The 17,936-nt window shown below is 51.4% G+C and carries 15 protein-coding genes; 9 read left to right on the top strand and 6 right to left on the bottom strand.

The window, feature by feature from the left end; translation table 11 throughout:
• Positions 1-514 precede the first annotated feature (514 nt).
• The 6 genes from dnaA to ACOZIO_RS15410 all read left to right on the top strand — a co-directional run bounded on the left by dnaA (position 515) and on the right by ACOZIO_RS15410 (position 8,915).
• Positions 515-1,906, top strand: coding sequence for a chromosomal replication initiator protein DnaA (gene dnaA, locus ACOZIO_RS15435; protein ID WP_129954089.1), 1,392 nt, complete (start codon positions 515-517; stop codon positions 1,904-1,906).
• A 4-nt stretch (positions 1,907-1,910) separates the two neighbouring features.
• The gene (gene dnaN, locus ACOZIO_RS15430; protein WP_129954088.1) at positions 1,911-3,011 is read left to right on the top strand and encodes a DNA polymerase III subunit beta; all 1,101 of its coding nucleotides are present in this window, start codon (positions 1,911-1,913) and stop codon (positions 3,009-3,011) included.
• Between the two features lie 131 nt (positions 3,012-3,142).
• Positions 3,143-4,231 (top strand): DNA replication/repair protein RecF, encoded by a 1,089-nt coding sequence (gene recF, locus ACOZIO_RS15425; RefSeq protein ID WP_129954086.1) that lies wholly within the window; start codon positions 3,143-3,145, stop codon positions 4,229-4,231.
• A 19-nt stretch (positions 4,232-4,250) separates the two neighbouring features.
• On the top strand, positions 4,251-6,665 hold the full coding sequence (gyrB, locus tag ACOZIO_RS15420) for a DNA topoisomerase (ATP-hydrolyzing) subunit B (protein WP_129954084.1): 2,415 nt from the start codon (positions 4,251-4,253) through the stop codon (positions 6,663-6,665).
• Positions 6,666-6,807: 142 nt separating this feature from the next.
• Positions 6,808-7,623 (top strand): sugar-phosphatase, encoded by an 816-nt coding sequence (gene yidA / locus ACOZIO_RS15415; RefSeq protein ID WP_129954082.1) that lies wholly within the window; start codon positions 6,808-6,810, stop codon positions 7,621-7,623.
• Positions 7,624-7,652: 29 nt separating this feature from the next.
• Positions 7,653-8,915 (top strand): DUF3748 domain-containing protein, encoded by a 1,263-nt coding sequence (locus ACOZIO_RS15410; RefSeq protein WP_129954080.1) that lies wholly within the window; start codon positions 7,653-7,655, stop codon positions 8,913-8,915.
• Positions 8,916-8,977: 62 nt separating this feature from the next.
• On the opposite strand, the gene ACOZIO_RS15405 is transcribed toward ACOZIO_RS15410, so the two are convergent.
• Positions 8,978-9,355 (bottom strand): YceK/YidQ family lipoprotein, encoded by a 378-nt coding sequence (locus tag ACOZIO_RS15405; protein ID WP_129954078.1) that lies wholly within the window; start codon positions 9,353-9,355, stop codon positions 8,978-8,980.
• 380 nt (positions 9,356-9,735) lie between these two features.
• Here ACOZIO_RS15405 and ibpA point away from each other — a divergent pair, with 380 nt between their 5' ends.
• Both ibpA and ibpB read left to right on the top strand, forming a co-directional pair.
• Positions 9,736-10,146, top strand: coding sequence for a small heat shock chaperone IbpA (ibpA, locus tag ACOZIO_RS15400; RefSeq protein ID WP_014333282.1), 411 nt, complete (start codon positions 9,736-9,738; stop codon positions 10,144-10,146).
• A gap of 143 nt (positions 10,147-10,289) precedes the next feature.
• Positions 10,290-10,724 (top strand): small heat shock chaperone IbpB, encoded by a 435-nt coding sequence (gene ibpB / locus ACOZIO_RS15395; RefSeq protein WP_129954076.1) that lies wholly within the window; start codon positions 10,290-10,292, stop codon positions 10,722-10,724.
• An 89-nt stretch (positions 10,725-10,813) separates the two neighbouring features.
• On the opposite strand, the gene ACOZIO_RS15390 is transcribed toward ibpB, so the two are convergent.
• The gene (locus tag ACOZIO_RS15390) at positions 10,814-12,067 is read right to left on the bottom strand and encodes a valine--pyruvate transaminase (protein WP_129991546.1); all 1,254 of its coding nucleotides are present in this window, start codon (positions 12,065-12,067) and stop codon (positions 10,814-10,816) included.
• A gap of 260 nt (positions 12,068-12,327) precedes the next feature.
• Between ACOZIO_RS15390 and ACOZIO_RS15385 the strand changes: the two genes are divergently transcribed.
• On the top strand, positions 12,328-13,539 hold the full coding sequence (locus tag ACOZIO_RS15385) for a hypothetical protein (protein WP_421595473.1): 1,212 nt from the start codon (positions 12,328-12,330) through the stop codon (positions 13,537-13,539).
• A 67-nt stretch (positions 13,540-13,606) separates the two neighbouring features.
• Here ACOZIO_RS15385 and ghrB read toward each other — a convergent pair whose 3' ends face one another.
• The 4 genes from ghrB to ACOZIO_RS15365 form a co-directional block, all read right to left on the bottom strand.
• On the bottom strand, positions 13,607-14,584 hold the full coding sequence (gene ghrB, locus ACOZIO_RS15380) for a glyoxylate/hydroxypyruvate reductase GhrB (RefSeq protein ID WP_129991545.1): 978 nt from the start codon (positions 14,582-14,584) through the stop codon (positions 13,607-13,609).
• The gene (locus tag ACOZIO_RS15375; RefSeq protein ID WP_129954068.1) at positions 14,581-15,873 is read right to left on the bottom strand and encodes an MFS transporter; all 1,293 of its coding nucleotides are present in this window, start codon (positions 15,871-15,873) and stop codon (positions 14,581-14,583) included. The genes ghrB and ACOZIO_RS15375 overlap by 4 nt, the downstream gene beginning before the upstream one ends.
• A gap of 43 nt (positions 15,874-15,916) precedes the next feature.
• Positions 15,917-16,666, bottom strand: a complete 750-nt coding sequence (locus ACOZIO_RS15370) for a sugar phosphate isomerase/epimerase family protein (protein ID WP_129954066.1) — start codon at positions 16,664-16,666, stop codon at positions 15,917-15,919.
• Between the two features lie 213 nt (positions 16,667-16,879).
• On the bottom strand, positions 16,880-17,914 hold the full coding sequence (locus tag ACOZIO_RS15365) for a LacI family DNA-binding transcriptional regulator (protein WP_129954064.1): 1,035 nt from the start codon (positions 17,912-17,914) through the stop codon (positions 16,880-16,882).
• Between the last annotated feature and the right edge of the window lie 22 nt (positions 17,915-17,936).

Raw genomic sequence — 17,936 nt, 5'->3', positions numbered from 1 at the left:
CCCGTGGTCACACCGCAATATCCATCTGGTTATGACCATCAGGAACACAGGCTTCACACGTAGGGCTGAGGATTATACGGACTCTGCCATAAATCGCAAGGATCCTCGGCTGATCCTTATCCACAGGCGTGAGATCTTCCTCGCAGAGTGTTGAAATTTAGCTCAGCGGACTCCTATTTTTTCAGCAGAGTGATGATTACATCGCCTAATTTAAAAAGGATCGGCTAAGCTTACCCACTTGCCGATTGCTGCCTGTGGATAAAAAGGATCTAAACTGTCAGGAAGGGGAGGATCTCTGTGCCGGATTGCGTTATGATCCGCCATTCCGATCGCGATCCCGGCTGGGATGCTTTCGACAAAAATCGCAAAAAGCGGTTCGCACGTGACTTTACGCCACTGACAGGGTGGTAAGAGAAATTTCCCCCATTGACGGGCGGAACGTGTGCCAAAAATCATGATTTAAAAAACATCCTGATCCTTTTCTTTTTTGATACTTGTTCGAGTGGAGTCCGCCGTGTCACTTTCGCTTTGGCAGCAATGTCTTGCCCGTTTGCAGGATGAACTACCTGCCACAGAATTCAGTATGTGGATACGCCCCCTGCAGGCGGAACTCAACGACAATACGTTGGCGCTGTATGCCCCGAATCGTTTTGTCCTGGATTGGGTTCGTGACAAATACCTAAACAATATTAACGGCTTGCTTAATGATTTCTGTGGCCCGGATGCACCGTTGCTGCGTTTTGAAGTCGGCAGCAAGCCGGTGATCCAGCGTGTCAGTCAGCCTGTCGCCGCCAGTGTCAGTTCCCAGGCTGCGCCTGCCATTCCGCGTCTGGCACCTTCCCGTCCAAGCTGGGATAGCTCACCGGCTCAGCCCGAGCTGTCCTATCGTTCTAACGTCAACCCGAAACATACCTTTGATAACTTCGTAGAAGGTAAATCTAACCAGCTGGCCCGCGCGGCGGCGCGTCAGGTGGCAGATAATCCGGGAGGCGCGTACAACCCGCTTTTCCTTTATGGTGGCACCGGTCTGGGTAAAACCCACTTATTGCATGCGGTCGGTAACGGCATCATGGCGCGTAAAGCCAATGCTAAAGTGGTGTACATGCATTCCGAGCGTTTTGTACAGGACATGGTCAAAGCCCTGCAAAACAACGCCATCGAAGAGTTCAAACGGTACTACCGTTCTGTCGATGCGTTGCTCATCGATGACATTCAGTTCTTTGCTAATAAAGAACGTTCTCAGGAAGAGTTTTTCCACACCTTTAATGCCCTGCTGGAAGGCAATCAGCAGATCATCCTGACCTCGGATCGTTATCCGAAAGAGATCAACGGGGTTGAAGATCGTCTGAAATCGCGTTTCGGCTGGGGACTGACGGTGGCGATCGAGCCGCCGGAATTAGAGACCCGCGTGGCGATCCTGATGAAAAAGGCGGACGAGAACGATATCCGGCTGCCGGGTGAAGTCGCCTTCTTTATTGCTAAACGTCTGCGCTCTAATGTGCGTGAGCTTGAAGGCGCACTGAACCGCGTGATTGCCAACGCCAACTTTACCGGCCGTGCGATCACTATCGACTTCGTTCGTGAAGCGTTGCGCGATTTGTTAGCGCTTCAGGAGAAGCTGGTCACTATCGATAATATTCAGAAAACAGTGGCCGAATATTATAAAATCAAGGTCGCTGACCTGCTTTCCAAACGGCGTTCCCGTTCGGTAGCCCGCCCACGCCAGATGGCGATGGCGCTGGCGAAAGAGCTGACCAACCACAGCCTGCCAGAAATCGGCGATGCGTTCGGTGGTCGGGACCATACCACGGTGTTGCACGCCTGCCGTAAAATCGAGCAGTTACGTGAAGAAAGTCACGACATCAAAGAAGATTTCTCCAACTTAATCAGAACATTATCTTCCTAGCGCTATGAAATTTATTGTTGAACGTGAGCATTTGCTGAAACCACTGCAACAGGTCAGTAGCCCGCTGGGTGGACGACCAACGTTGCCTATTCTGGGTAACCTGTTATTACAGGTAACGGATGGCGCGCTGTCGCTGACCGGGACGGATTTGGAAATGGAGATGGTGGCGAAAGTCGCGCTGTCTCAGCCACATGAAGCGGGCGCCACCACGGTGCCGGCACGTAAATTCTTTGATATTTGCCGTGGATTGCCGGAAGGCGCGGAAATTTCCGTCGCTCTCGACGGCGATCGCATGCTGGTAAAATCAGGCCGCAGCCGTTTCTCGCTGTCGACTCTGCCAGCCACAGATTTCCCAAATCTGGATGACTGGCAAAGCGAAGTAGAATTCACCCTGCCGCAGGCTACGCTGAAACGCCTGATCGAAGCCACGCAGTTCTCCATGGCACATCAGGACGTTCGTTATTATTTAAACGGCATGCTGTTTGAAACCGAAGGTGAAGAGCTGCGTACTGTTGCGACCGACGGTCACCGTCTGGCGGTGTGTTCTATGTCAATCGGCCAGTCCCTGCCGTCGCATTCGGTGATCGTGCCTCGTAAAGGCGTGATGGAACTGGTGCGTCTGCTTGACGGCGGTGACACCACATTGCAGCTGCAAATCGGCAGCAATAATATCCGTGCTCACGTTGGCGATTTTATCTTTACCTCTAAGCTGGTTGACGGTCGCTTCCCGGATTATCGCCGCGTATTGCCGAAGAATCCGGACAAAACGCTGCAAGCCGGCTGTGATTTACTGAAACAGGCGTTTGCCCGCGCAGCGATTCTTTCTAATGAAAAATTCCGTGGCGTGCGTTTGTATGTCAGCCATAACCAGCTGAAAATCACCGCGAATAACCCGGAACAGGAAGAAGCAGAAGAAATTCTGGATGTCGGCTATGAAGGCACCGAAATGGAAATCGGTTTCAACGTCAGTTACGTACTGGATGTGCTCAACGCCCTCAAGTGCGAAGATGTGAATCTGCTGCTGACGGACTCTGTCTCCAGCGTGCAGATCGAAGACGCTGCGAGCCAGTCGGCCGCCTACGTCGTCATGCCAATGAGGCTCTGATCGGGCTGTCTTACTTGTCATTTTGCGCTTGGGCAGTGCTCGCAATGCTCACGTACCTGAGTACGCTCCGCTTGCTGTGCGCTGTCCGCACGCAAACTGACAGCGACGATGACGCCCTGGAATGGATGTAGATGGCCTTAACGCGCTTACTGATAAAAGATTTCCGCAACATCGAGGCGGCGGATTTGGATCCGTCGTCCGGTTTTAACTTTCTGGTTGGTCCCAATGGCAGCGGTAAAACCAGTGTGCTCGAAGCGGTATATACGCTGGGGCATGGCCGCGCTTTTCGCAGTTTGCAGGCAGGACGTGTTATCCGTCACGAGCAGCCGGAGTTTGTGCTCCATGCGCGTGTGGATGACGGCGGTGATCGCGAATTGTCGATTGGCCTGAGCAAAAGTCGTCAGGGCGACAGTAAAGTGCGCATTGATGGCAGTGACGGCCACAAAGTGTCGGAACTGGCCCAGATGCTGCCCATGCAACTTATCACACCCGAAGGCTTTACCCTGCTTAATGGCGGGCCGAAGTACCGGCGGGCGTTTATTGACTGGGGTTGTTTTCATCACGACCCCGGTTTTTTTATCGCCTGGAGCAACCTGCGACGGTTACTCAAGCAGCGCAACGCCGCGCTGCGACAGGTGAGTCGTTATGCGCAAATTCGTGCCTGGGATCAGGAACTGATCCCGTTAGCCGAACGCATTAGCGAATGGCGGGCGGCTTACAGCGACGCGATCGCAGCTGATATCAGCGCGACCTGCGCGCAATTCCTGCCTGAATTTGCCCTCAGTTTTTCTTTCCAGCGTGGATGGGACAAGGAAACTGAGTACGGCGAGTTGCTGGAGCGTAATTTTGAACGCGACAGAGCCTTAACCTATACCGCATCAGGCCCGCATAAAGCGGATTTCCGCATTCGTGCCGACGGCACGCCGGTGGAAGATTTACTGTCCCGCGGGCAGCTGAAATTACTGATGTGTGCGCTGAGACTGGCGCAGGGTGAGTTCCTCACCCGACAGAGCGGGCGGCGTTGCCTGTATCTTCTTGACGATTTTGCCTCCGAGCTGGACGCCGACCGACGTCGGTTGCTGGCCGATCGCCTGAAAGCCACCCGGGCACAGGTTTTTGTCAGTGCGATAAGCGCTGAGCAAGTGACCGATATGATGGGTGAAAAGGGCAAGATGTTCCGCGTGGAACAAGGTAAAATAGCCGTTCTATCACAGGACTAAAAATGAGCGAGAAACGTTGATGTCGAATTCTTATGACTCCTCAAGTATCAAGGTATTAAAAGGGCTGGACGCGGTGCGTAAGCGCCCCGGCATGTATATCGGCGATACCGATGACGGCACTGGTCTGCACCACATGGTATTCGAGGTTGTGGACAACGCTATCGACGAAGCCCTCGCGGGCCACTGTAAAGAGATTCAGGTCACGATCCATGCGGATAACTCTGTTTCCGTACAGGATGATGGTCGTGGTATTCCGACCGGCATTCATGAAGAAGAGGGCGTTTCTGCTGCTCAGGTCATCATGACCGTGCTTCATGCTGGCGGTAAATTCGACGATAACTCGTATAAAGTCTCCGGCGGCCTGCATGGCGTGGGTGTTTCCGTCGTTAACGCCTTGTCAGAAAAACTGGAACTGGTTATCCGCCGTGAAGGCAAAGTGCACACCCAGACTTATGTGCATGGCGAGCCTCAGGATCCGCTGAAAGTCATTGGCGATACTGACGTAACCGGTACCACGGTACGTTTCTGGCCGAGTTTCCAGACCTTCACGAATCACACTGAATTCGAGTATGACATCCTGGCAAAACGCCTGCGTGAACTGTCATTCCTGAACTCCGGTGTGGCAATCCGTTTGCTGGATAAACGTGATGGTAAGAATGATCATTTCCATTATGAGGGCGGTATCAAAGCCTTCGTGGAATACCTGAACAAGAACAAAACCCCAATCCACCCGACCGTATTCTATTTCTCTACGGTGAAGGACGATATTGGTGTTGAGATTGCATTGCAGTGGAATGACGGTTTCCAGGAAAACATTTACTGCTTCACCAACAATATTCCACAGCGTGATGGCGGGACTCACTTAGCCGGTTTCCGTTCGGCGATGACCCGTACCCTGAACGCCTACATGGATAAAGAAGGTTACAGCAAGAAATCCAAAATCAGTGCCACCGGTGACGATGCCCGTGAAGGCCTGATTGCTGTTGTTTCTGTTAAGGTGCCTGATCCTAAGTTCTCTTCACAGACCAAAGACAAACTGGTTTCTTCAGAAGTGAAAACGGCTGTTGAAACGCTGATGAACGAAAAGCTGGTGGATTACCTGATGGAAAACCCGTCAGACGCCAAAATCGTTGTCGGTAAAATCATTGATGCGGCGCGCGCCCGTGAAGCGGCCCGCAAAGCGCGTGAAATGACCCGCCGTAAAGGCGCGCTGGATCTGGCTGGCTTGCCAGGCAAACTGGCGGATTGTCAGGAACGTGACCCGGCTCATTCCGAACTGTACTTAGTGGAAGGGGACTCTGCGGGCGGCTCTGCAAAACAAGGCCGTAACCGTAAGAACCAGGCGATTCTGCCGTTGAAAGGTAAAATCCTCAACGTAGAGAAAGCGCGCTTCGACAAAATGCTCTCTTCGCAGGAAGTCGCGACACTGATTACTGCGCTCGGTTGCGGCATTGGTCGTGACGAATACAATCCGGACAAACTGCGCTATCACAGCATCATCATCATGACCGATGCCGACGTCGATGGTTCACACATCCGTACTCTGCTGCTGACTTTCTTCTACCGTCAGATGCCTGAAATTGTAGAACGTGGCCATGTGTTTATCGCACAACCGCCGTTGTACAAAGTGAAAAAAGGTAAGCAGGAACAGTATATTAAAGATGACGAAGCCATGGATCAGTATCAGATTTCCATCGCGATGGACGGGGCAACGTTACATGCCAACGCCCATGCACCGGCCCTGGCGGGTGAACCGCTGGAGAAACTGGTGGCTGAACATCACAGCGTGCAGAAAATGATTGGCCGTATGGAACGTCGTTATCCGCGTGCTCTGCTGAATAACCTGATCTATCAGCCAACGCTGCCGGGGTCTGATCTGACTGATCAGGCGAAAGTTCAGGCCTGGATGGAATCGCTGGTCGCGCGTCTCAATGAGAAAGAGCAGCACGGCAGTTCTTACAGCGCGATCGTGCGTGAAAACCGCGAACATCAGCTGTTCGAACCGGTTCTGCGTATCCGTACGCACGGTGTCGATACGGATTACGATCTGGATGCTGACTTCATCCAGGGCGGCGAATACCGCAAAATCTGTGCACTGGGCGAACAGCTTCGCGGCCTGATCGAAGAAGATGCCTTCATCGAACGTGGCGAACGCCGTCAGCCAGTGACCAGCTTCGAGCAGGCCCTGGAATGGCTGGTGAAAGAGTCCCGTCGTGGCCTGTCGATTCAGCGATACAAAGGTCTGGGCGAGATGAACCCTGATCAGCTGTGGGAAACCACCATGGATCCTGAGCAACGTCGCATGTTACGTGTGACGGTGAAAGATGCCATCGCGGCTGACCAGTTGTTCACCACGCTGATGGGCGATGCGGTTGAACCGCGTCGCGCCTTTATCGAAGAGAACGCCCTGAAAGCGGCCAATATTGATATCTGATCAAGGCATGAGCTGATAAAAAGTCCGAACCGGGAAACCGTTTCGGACTTTTTTTTCGTCTGACGCACCCCGCATTCCGGCTGGCTTTACAGCGGGTAATCGCGTTAGCATTGAGCAAGATTTCTTAAACTCTGAGGATGCTATGGCTATTGAATTAATTGCAATTGATATGGACGGGACGTTGCTCAATCCGCAGCATGAAGTGACACCCGCCGTTAAAAAAGCGTTGTCAGAAGCACGGGCGAAAGGTGTGCAAATCGTTCTGGCGACCGGCCGTCCTTTTATCGGTGTACAGCGCTATCTGATGGAACTGGATTTACAGCAGGACGGTTGTTATTGCATCACCAATAATGGCGCGCTGGTGCATAATGCCAAAGATGGCAGCGTGATCGCCGAAATAGCCCTCAGAATTGATGATTATCATTACTTCGAACAGCTCGCCCGTCAGCTTGGTGTGCATTTCCATGCCCTGACAAAAAATGATCTGTTTACCGCTAACCGCCATATCAGCAAATACAGCGTACATGAATCCTACACCACCGGCATTCCGCTGCAATTCTGTCCGGCAGAGGAAATGGATCCGGCGCTCACGTTCCCGAAAGTGATGATGATTGATGATCCGCAACTGCTGGACCGCGCTATCAGCCAGCTTCCTGCTGAGGCAAAAGAACGCTACACCATCATGAAAAGCTCGCCGTATTTCCTTGAAATCCTTGATAAGCGCGTGAATAAAGGCGAAGGCGTGAAGGCACTGGCAGAAAAACTGGGTATTGCGCGTGCGAGTGTGATGACGCTCGGCGACCAGGAAAATGACATTGCGATGCTGGAATATGCCGGGATTGGCGTTGCGATGGGAAATGCGCTGGACAGCGTAAAAGCCGTCAGCCAGTTCGTCACCAAAACGAACACCGAAGACGGTGTGGCGTTTGCAATCGAGAAGTTCGTTCTGAACGTCTGAACCTGTAAGGCAGAAGGAGCCACGTGGCCATGGAAAAACAATTAACTTCTGATGCCCGCGGGCATCAGCTGACTAACATTAACGTCTGGACGCCGGACAGCCAGTGGCTGGCGTATGACGTGCGCCCGCATGGTGGTTCTTTTACCGGCTCAACCATTGAGCGGGTGAATGTCGAAACGGCTGAGGTACAAGTGCTTTATCAGGCACATCACGGCGCACATGTGGGTGTGGTAACCGTCAGCCCGGATCTGCCTGCCCGTTATGCGTTTATTCATGGCCCGGAAAATCCGGATGAAAGCTGGCAGTATGATTTTCATCACCGTCGCGGTGTCATCGTTTCAGAGCCTGCAGGCGAAAAGGCCGTGACGCTGGATGCGATGGACATCACCGCCCCTTTTACCGCCGGAGCCCTGCGCGGTGGCTCACATGTTCACGTATTCAGCCCGGACGGTTCGCGTCTGAGTTTTACCTATAATGACCATGTGTTGCATGAACGTGCGCCGGCACTCGACCTGCGTAATGTTGGCGTCGCTGTTTCAGGTTATCCGGTAGTTTCTCCAAAACATCACCCGCGTGAATACGATGGAAGCCATTTCAGCGTTCTGGTTAGCGAAACCACGCCCTGTCCTCAGCCCGGCAGCGATGAAATCAACCGGGCTTATGAAGAGGGCTGGATCGGGCATGAAGGCTATCTGAAACCGGATGGCAGCCGTCAGCGATGGGCACTGGCCTTTATCGGCGATACTCTTTCCGCCCGCGGCGAAAAGCATCCTGAAGTCTATGTGGTGGATTTGCCACACCATGATCAGGATTACCGTCAGTCGGGTGATAAACCTTTGCAGGGCACGCCGGAAATGTTGCCCGCTCCCCCTTCAGGCGTAAAGCAAAGGCGCATCACCTTTACTGAAAACGGCATCGCTACCCAGCCACGCCACTGGCTACGCACATCGCCGGATGGCGAACAGATTGCGTTTCTGATGAAAGACCAAAACGGGGTCGTGCAGGTCTGGACGGTTTCACCGAACGGGGGCGAACCGGTGCAAATCAGCCATACCGGGCAGGGGGTTCAGTCTGCGTTCAGCTGGAGTCCTGATGGAAAATCGCTGGCACTGGTATGCGATAACAGCGTGATGCGTCTTGATGTTAAAAGCGGAGAAATGCAGCGGTTAACGCAGAGAACGGAGATTACGCCTTGCGCCGATGCGGTCGTGTATTCACCGGATGGCAGCAAAGTGGCGTTTATGCGCCAGTGTGGGGAATTCGCTCAGATTTTTGTTACCGACGCTCAGTAGCTCTTTTAGTAAACCGGCCAGGGTTTGAAACGGTCCCATAATGTTGGCCGGTTTTTTTACGCTTATTTTTTATGCGCCGAAGACTTGTGACCGCGATCGGTGGTGGTCATGGGCGGGATGTGATCAATATCGACACCGTTGCTCAACGCAATATTGTGTTCTTCACTGGCTTTGACGCGATCCCGCGTCGTCACTTTTCCGCTACGAAAATAATCATAAGGCAGCAATACCGTATCCAGCACTGCGCTGAACGGCAAATCAATTAACAGCAGCGGCGTCATCGCCCAGCTGGTTTCATCACTTTTTATCATATTTACATCAGCGCGTGCGCCTGAATAATATCCGGTATCGCCACCTGTATGGCTCATTACGCTGGAGCAACCGCTCGTCGCTAAAAAAACACATCCTGTCATCAGCGGCGTTAATGCAAATTTCATCATGTTAGAACTCATCTTATGCTGTCAGGCTGAGCTTGTACGTCAAGGTGACTTATACCACTCAGCACAAAAAATTAACAAAGCAAGCTGTAGCTCTGTGGCTGCGATCCCATTAAGTGTAATTACTATTTGAAATATTGCAGGAATCTGCCTGCTCTCTCTGTCTTTTCGCTCCGGTCCGTTATGTATTTTGGCCTTCATCATATAAACCACAGCCAAATTTTTTGTTTTTTCTGGCTTGAAAATTTTCCTTTCGTCTCCATTTTTACTGTACGACGCAGGAGGAGAAACGCCGGAAGGGTTTTTCAGTCATCACTGTGTCGCGGGTCGGTCCGCCAGGAGGACGACTCAACAATACTCGCTGAATATCAGGAGAAGTTGTCATGCGTAATTTTGATTTATCCCCGTTATACCGTTCTGCCATTGGTTTTGACCGTTTGTTTAATCTTATCGAATCGGGTCAGAATCAGGGTGGCGGCTATCCCCCATATAATGTCGAGCTGGTTGACGAAAACCATTACCGGATTGCTATCGCAGTTGCAGGTTTTGCCGAATCAGAGCTGGACATTACTGCGCATGACAACATGCTGCTGGTCAAAGGTGCGCATGCACCCGCCGACACCGGGCGGACCTATTTATATCAGGGCATTGCCGAACGTAATTTCGAACGCAAATTTCAGCTGGCGGAGCATATTCAAATAAAAGCCGCCAATTTGTCGAACGGTTTGCTGTATATCGATCTGGAACGTGTCGTTCCTGAATCGTCCAAACCACGGCGTATCGAAATCCGCTGATTTAGCGGCAATAAATCACCAGCGGCCATCTTTACTGACCGCCAGAAAATGAAAAAGTTTAGGCTCGCCGTCAGGGGGCTGTACCGTCACATCCAAAACGGATGATGGCATTAATCATCTCGCTTCAAAGAAGGAGTTACATTATGCGTAATTATGATATTTCCCCATTGCTGCGTCAGTGGATTGGTTTCGATAAATTAGCCAGTTCAATGCAGGGGGCCGATCAGGTTTTCCCTCCTTACAATATTGAAAAGTCGGATGACAACCATTACCGCATTTCACTGGCGCTGGCGGGTTTCCAGCAAAGTGAACTGAATATTGAAGTCGAAGGGCCACGATTAACGGTCAGCGGCACACCGGCTCAGCCGGAAACGCAGGTGGAATATCTGCATCAGGGGTTAGTGATTAAGCCTTTCACCCTGAGTTTCACGCTGGCAGAGCATATGCACGTTTCGGCCGCTGAATTTACCCATGGCCTGCTGCATATCAATCTGGTGCGCGAAGTACCGGAAGCGCTGCAACCACAAAAAATCGCGATCGGCACTGAGAAACCAGCGCTGGAAAACCAGTCTGAATAAGACGGTTTCAGCCCAATAAAGAAAGGGAGGACATTAATATGTCCTCCCTTTTTCTTTGTGCCGACCCGTTCTCAATAAATCGCGCTCAGTTACTGATTTTCGGCGTGTGCTTTTTCCACTTCTTCGGCCAAAATTTGCACGCCGCGCTCGATCTGCTCGGCGTCAGGGACGTAGTTCATTCGCATACACTGATGGGTATGTGGCCACGGGTGTTCCAGCCCCGGGAAGAAGTAATCGCCCGGCACCATCAGAACGCCGCGCTGCTTAAGGCGCTGATACAACACTTCTGTGGTGATCGGCAAATCCTTAAACCACAGCCACAGGAAAATCGCGCCTTCCGGTTTATGGATCAGACAACGTTCTTCTGGCAGATAACGGCGCAGCGTGGCAATAGTTTCCTGCACGCGCTGGAAATAGAACGGTTTAATCACCTCGTTGGAAAGACGCAGTAAATCGCCGCGCGTAATCATTTCGTGGGCAATCGCCGGTCCGACACTGCCCGGAGACAGACTGATAATGCCGTTCATATTACTGATCGCTTTGATGATTTTTTCATCGGCAATCACGATGCCGCAGCGCGAACCGGGCAGGCCGAGTTTCGACAGACTCATGCACAGGATGATATTCGGGTTCCACAGCGGCGTCGCGTCAGTGAACACAATGCCGGGGAACGGCACGCCATAGGCATTATCGATGAGTAACGGAATATTTTTCTGCTGTGCCAGTGCATCGAGGCGGATCAGCTCTTCATCGGTAATCACGTTGCCGGTCGGGTTCGTCGGGCGGGAAACGCATATCAGGCCGATGTCATCGGTAATATTCAGATGATCGAAATCGACGTGATACTTGAACTGGCCTTCCGGCAGCAATTCGATGTTTGGCTTGGCCGACACAAACAGATTTTCATCCAGTCCGGCATCTGCGTAACCGAGGTATTCCGGTGCCAGCGGGAACAATACTTTCGACATGCTGCCGTCGGCGCGACGACCGGCGAACAGATTGAATAAATAGAAGAAGGCACTCTGGCTGCCGTTGGTTAGCGCGATATTTTGTGCATCCAGCTGCCAGCCGAGCTCTTTCTGCAACATCTCGGCCAGCGCGTGGCGCAGAACGTCTTTGCCCTGCGGACCGTCGTAGTTGCACAGCGCTTCAGTCAGTTTGCCCGCGGCCAGCATTTCCGACAGCAGCGTCTGGAAATAATCCTGCATCTCAGGAATTTGAGCCGGATTGCCCCCGCCCAGCATCACGGCGCCAGGTGTGCGCAGACCATCATTCATATCGCCCATCAGGCGTGTTATACCTGAAAAACGGGTAAATTTGTCACCGAAAGCAGAAAACGTCATAGAAAGCTTTGTATGTTATCGAAATGTGTCTTCCACCATAACGCCTGCAGCAAAACAGTGCAATCGGACCACCGGGGTTTAACGCAGCATTTCCTTTCAGAGTGTTACAGGAAAGAGTGGGATAAATTATGTCAGGAAATTATATATGCCCCTGACCTTATTATGATTTGCTTACTGACAGAGTAATGAAACTCGTCTGTGTTTTCATTTTCACGAATGGCATAATTATTATTCAAAAATACATAAGCCAGGTTAATACAATGAAAAAAAGTATAATTATTTTGAATTTAGTTATGGCGGGTGGCGGGGATTATGCACTGGGAAAGAAAATAAAAGATATCGCGCGCAGCACTCAGGCAGAGGGGGTGTTATTTAAGGTTAGTTCAAGATCAAAATCTTTTAAAATCGAGGGGGAGGAAAAATTCAATCAAGGCAAAAAAATGAATTACAGGGATTGTGTGATTGTTGTGACGCCCTATAGCATTAAGCCTCCCGTGCCTTTAGCTTCCGTGTTGGCGGATTTATTCTTTCAGTTGGACATAATAAATTGTGATACTGTTATTCTAATTGACGAAATGGATATTACTCGTGATTACGGTTCATCTGATCGTGACTATAAAGCCGCTCTCTCCAGCTTAGGCTTAAAAAACATCAGTGTTCATAGCCTTGGGTTCAGAAAAAAATCTCTGGGTTATTTGCCTATGCCGGAGCAAGAGGTTATCAGCATACAAAAATCCGCCAAGCAGGATATTATTAAATTGCTGGATAGTTATAATTTATGTTTACCGGAAGATTGCGCGCTCTATTTTGCATATTTAAGCTCTGATACCTTTTTCACTTGTGCCCAGATTTTTATTATCAATACACTGATCGAAGACAGAAATACCCCGGGTAATTCAGCGTATGTTTTTGTCTGCCGGGAAGAACATGTCATTAATCGCTTACTAATAAAACTCAAAGGCTCTTTTTTAAGACCTCCTCATAATGACTTGTTTTCGGAGTTTCATCTCTCTTCAATAACCGATGAAAGTAAAGTCATCAATCACGGTTACAACCGGGGGGCCGGTAATAAAAAAATTCATATTTGTATTACTAAAACGCTTCCTTCAACGATGTTCAAAAATCTTACCAGTTTCAGTAAAACCGGCATGATGTCCGGCGACCAAAGTCTTTCCGACTATCTGTCATTGAAAAAGAGCTTACCGTATTACGACAAGCAACCCTGGAAAGAGCCTCTTATCGAAGGTTTAAATAAACGCGCCAACGCGCTGGGGGGCGAAGAATTGCTCAACAAATTCGAGTCGATGGTCGCTGGCAGTAGCCCCTATGATGGCAATATTATCTACAAACTTTTGACACCCGACCATGTCCCCACCCCGGTGCTGAAAAATAGTCTTCTGGCATTTAACCAGGAAGTGTATGCGAGAAAAGCTGACAGGCAGATCAGAGAGATATTAATGAAATACCTCTGACCCTTCGCCAACTTAACAGACCGGCCATCAGGTCATGGCCCGGGCCGGTCCGCTTCATTGCCCTCACCTATTTCTGCAGAACTTCCGGGTTAACGCAGAATTGTTTGACGTCGCCTTTCAGCGCCGCAATCAGGTTATCTACGGCACAGGCAGCCATGTCATAACGGGTTTCATGAGTTGCAGATCCGATGTGGGGCAGGGCAACCACGTTCGGCAGGCTCAGAAGCGGTGAGTCTTTTGGCAGCGGTTCCGTTTCAAATACATCCAGACCTGCGCCATAAATGGTTTTGGCTTTCAGCGCATCAATCAGTGCCGGCTCATCAATCACAGGGCCACGGCCAGCGCTAATCAAAATGGCGCTGGATTTCATTTTTGCCAGTTGCTCTTTGCCAATCAGATGGAAAGTCTGCTCCGTCATTGGCAGCAGAACACAAACGAAATCTGATGCTTCCAGCAGTTCATCCAGCTCACATTTACGGGCGCCAAAACGCTCTTCGGCTTCTTTATGTTGACTGCGTGCGTTGTACAGAATGGGCATATCGAAGCCAAAGTGGGCACGTTGTGCCAGCGCCAGACCGATACGGCCCATACCGACGATACCCATGGTTTTATGATGCACGTCGGTGCCGAACCAGTCTTCGCCAATGTTTTCATTCCATTCACCGGCCTTTACGCGCTCGGCCACATTCACCACACGACGGGCGGTGGCAAGCACCAGCGCCATCACCGTATCGGCTACGGTATCGGTCAGCGCCGTCGGAGTATGCATCATCGGGATCTGGCGACGGGTCAGTTCTTTTACATCGAAATTATCATAACCCACTGAAATTGTTGAGACAGCCCGCAGGCGCGGCGCATGGTCAAACAATTCCTTATCCACTTTCCCGCCAGAACCCAGTAATCCTTCCGCGTTTTGCAGCGCATCAAAAACCTGAGCGCGATTTTTATCCGTGATGCCATCAAATTCAGTGATGGTGAAATGCTCTTCCAGACGCTGATGCAAATCTGCGGGTAATTTTTTATATAAAACAATAGACGGCTTCATGACTTACTCCCTTGGGTTAAGGAAACTTCTTTCGGCTGAATGTTGGCCTGTCGTGGTCTCACCAGCAGGGTCAGGCCTGCGGAAACCAGTAACGACACGGCCATGAAAATGAAGGATGCTGCCGGGCTGCCCGTATTCCCGTTGAGATAACCGACAAACCAGGAACCAAAGAACGAGCCCAGCGCACCGAGACTGTTGATTAATGCCATTGCGCCACCGGAAACATTTTTCGGCAGCATTTCAGGAATGATGGCAAAGAAGGGGCCGTACGGGGCATACATTGCCGCAGCAGCGACCACCAGTAAACTGTACGAAAGCCAGAAATTATTTGTGCCCGCGGCCCATGAACCAAAGAACGCCAGCGCGCCCACCAGCAATAACGGCCAGACAAACAACTTACGGTTTTGCATTTTGTCCGATGCCCAGGACACCAGAATCATCGCGAGCGTGGCGGCCAGATAAGGGGCGGAGGATAACCAGCCCGCTTCGACCATGCCCATTGATTTGCCGTCGCGTAAAATCGATGGCAGCCAGAGCACAAAACCATACACGCCAATGCTCCAGAAGAAATATTGCAGACAAAGCAGCACCACATTGCGCGAGCGGAAGGCTTCGCGGTAACCGCCGACCGCCTGAATATTTTTCTGCTCTTTTTCCAGTTGCGCGGCCAGCGCCTGTTTCTCCCGATCGCTCAGCCAGCTGACTTCTTCGGGTTTATCTTTGACGGTAAACCACCAGATAACCGCCCAGATAATCGCCGGAATACCTTCGAAGATAAACATCTCTCGCCAGCCAAACGATTTGATCAGATAGCCGGAAAGTACTGACATCCACAATACTGTCACCGGATTACCGAGGATCAGAAAAGTGTTGGCACGGGAACGTTCGGATTTTGTGAACCAGTTGCTGATATACACCAACATAGCGGGCATGACGGCGGCTTCAACCACGCCGAGTGCGAATCGGATCACCGCCAGCATAGGAATGTTGGTCACCACGCCGGTTAAAGAGGCAAATCCACCCCACAGCAATAAACACCAGAAAATCAGTTTCTTAACACTGCGGCGCTCAGCATAAATCGTGCCGGGGATCTGGAAGAAGAAATAACCCAGAAAAAACAGTGCCCCGAGCAGGGACGACATTCCTTTGGTGATGCCCAAATCGTCGTTGATACCGGCCGCCGAAGCAAAACTGAAGTTCGAGCGGTCAACATACGCCAGACTGTAAGTGATGAACACGACAGGCATGATGTACCACCAGCGGCGGGTGGCGATCCTGGACTGATTCATAACGCGTTCTCCTGATAGTGCATCAGCACGTTCCCGTCTCCGCTTACTGACGTAACAGTTCTACGTAATAGCGCGTCACCGCGGTCAGATCATCCCCTTCAAGCGGGAATTCGATACCGCGCGGAACATCCTGAGGCAGAATTTTTAATAAAGGTTCCCAGCTGCCGTCGCTGTCATCGAGTGCAACGGCATGCCATTTCCCGCTACGTTTTTGGGCTGCTTTGACATGCACATAACCCACGTGACGCGCCAGACGTTCAGCAGCAACCGCCGGATCCTGTCCGACCCACAGCCAGTTGGCCATGTCGAACGTCATGCTTAACGGCAGATGCAGCGACTCAGCAGCAAACATAAAGGCGTTAATGCGCGACAGAATGCCACAATCCGGTGACTGGTCATTCTCAACCACCAGTTTCACCGGGCTTGATGCCAGCACGACTTTCAACGGCGTCAGATCCTGGCCCGGCTCAAATTCGCCGAGAGAAAACTTAACTGTGCGTGCATTGAGAATCCGCGCCTCTTCAAAATATTGTGGTGCATCAGGGTTAAGCTTGCCACCTGGTGAAAACAGCGGAAAAGGCACGGAGTACACAGCAAACAATCCATGATTTTGGATTTTTTCTGCCAGCGTTGGCAGCGAATCCAGCTCTCCGGCAGAGAATAATTCGCGGCGAATTTCCACGCCGTCGGCCTTTGCATCAGCAATCACTGAAAGCAGCGCTGTCTGGCCGCCACGGGCTTTTACCACACTGTTGCCGTAGGCGGCGGTGACAATGACGATTTCTCTTTTCATGAATATTTATCCTGTAAAGCACCCGGTAAAACCGGTGCAGACAATCATTTCCGAAACCTCATTTTAGTGGAACAAATGACAGGTCGAGCTGTTGTTAACGTTTTGTTTCGTTTTATACAACCTAATTGGAACCGGTTCCAACCGACAGAACAAAAGCGCAAAAATATGATCCCGCTCACGAAGAACGGACAGGTAGCGGGAGAAGAAAAGGGATCAGCGCGCGGCTGTTGAACCACGCACAACCAGCTCACCGGAAAATTCCAGCTCAGCCACAGGGTCAGAATTGCCCTGAATCCGGGTCACCAGCTGTCTGAGTGCCGCAACACCCATATCATAGGTGGGTTGCCTGAGCGTGGTGATGCCCACGCCCGCCAGATCAGCCCAGACCAGCTCATCGAAACCGGATAAACCGATGTCGGGTCCCCAGCGGATATTCAGCCGCTGCATAGCGCGCGCGACCTGTAGCGTCAGTGCACCATTCACGCACATCACGGCTTTGTGTTTATCCGCATGCCGTGCCACAAAATCTTCCAACAGATTATCGAGCCCTTGGGTATTGTTCAGCTCAATTTCGCCCTGTTCAGCAATGTTCTGCGGGTATTGCTGCATACATTTCAGGAAGGCGTGTAAGCGGTCAAAACGGGTATTAATGGTGGCAGGTTCACTGATAAAAAGCAGGGCTTCGAAACCCTGCTTCAGGAGATGACCGGTCATCATCTGTGTGGCTTCAATGTTGTTCAACCCGATGACATCGCAGGCGAAATTCGCGACTTTGCGGTCAATCAGGACCATCGGTAAATTAGCCTGTTGCAGCGTGGAAATTGCCGCCTCGCGCATCCCGACGGCATTCACCACGATACCATCGACGCGATAGCTGCTGAGCAATTGCAGGTAATGCTTTTCCTGATCCAGCTCATTATTGGTGTTACACACCAGCAGAGTCAGGCCCTCCTGACGACAGGCGGCTTCGACGCCACGCATCACTTCAACCGAATACGGGTTAGTAATATCTGCAAGGATAAGCCCCACCAGGCGCGTTTGCCCGCTTTTCAGGCTGCGGGCCATCTGGCTGGGCTGATAATCCAGCAGGGAGATTGCCCGTCCGATACGCTCTTTCAGCGCATCAGACAGCAGGTGTTTTTCGCCGTTGAGATAACGCGACACGCTGGTTTTGCCGGTTTTGGCAGCACTGGCGACATCACGTATCGTGGCGCGGACCGTCACGCCCGGTTCCTGTTTTTTACTCACAGCCTTTCTCCCCTCATGCTTA

It is taken from the genome of Rahnella sp. PD4, assembly GCF_049199325.1.
In the GTDB taxonomy this organism is placed as follows: domain Bacteria; phylum Pseudomonadota; class Gammaproteobacteria; order Enterobacterales; family Enterobacteriaceae; genus Rahnella; species Rahnella perminowiae.
Note: the sequence above shows the minus strand (reverse complement) of the source record. Positions and strands in the feature narration are given on the sequence as shown.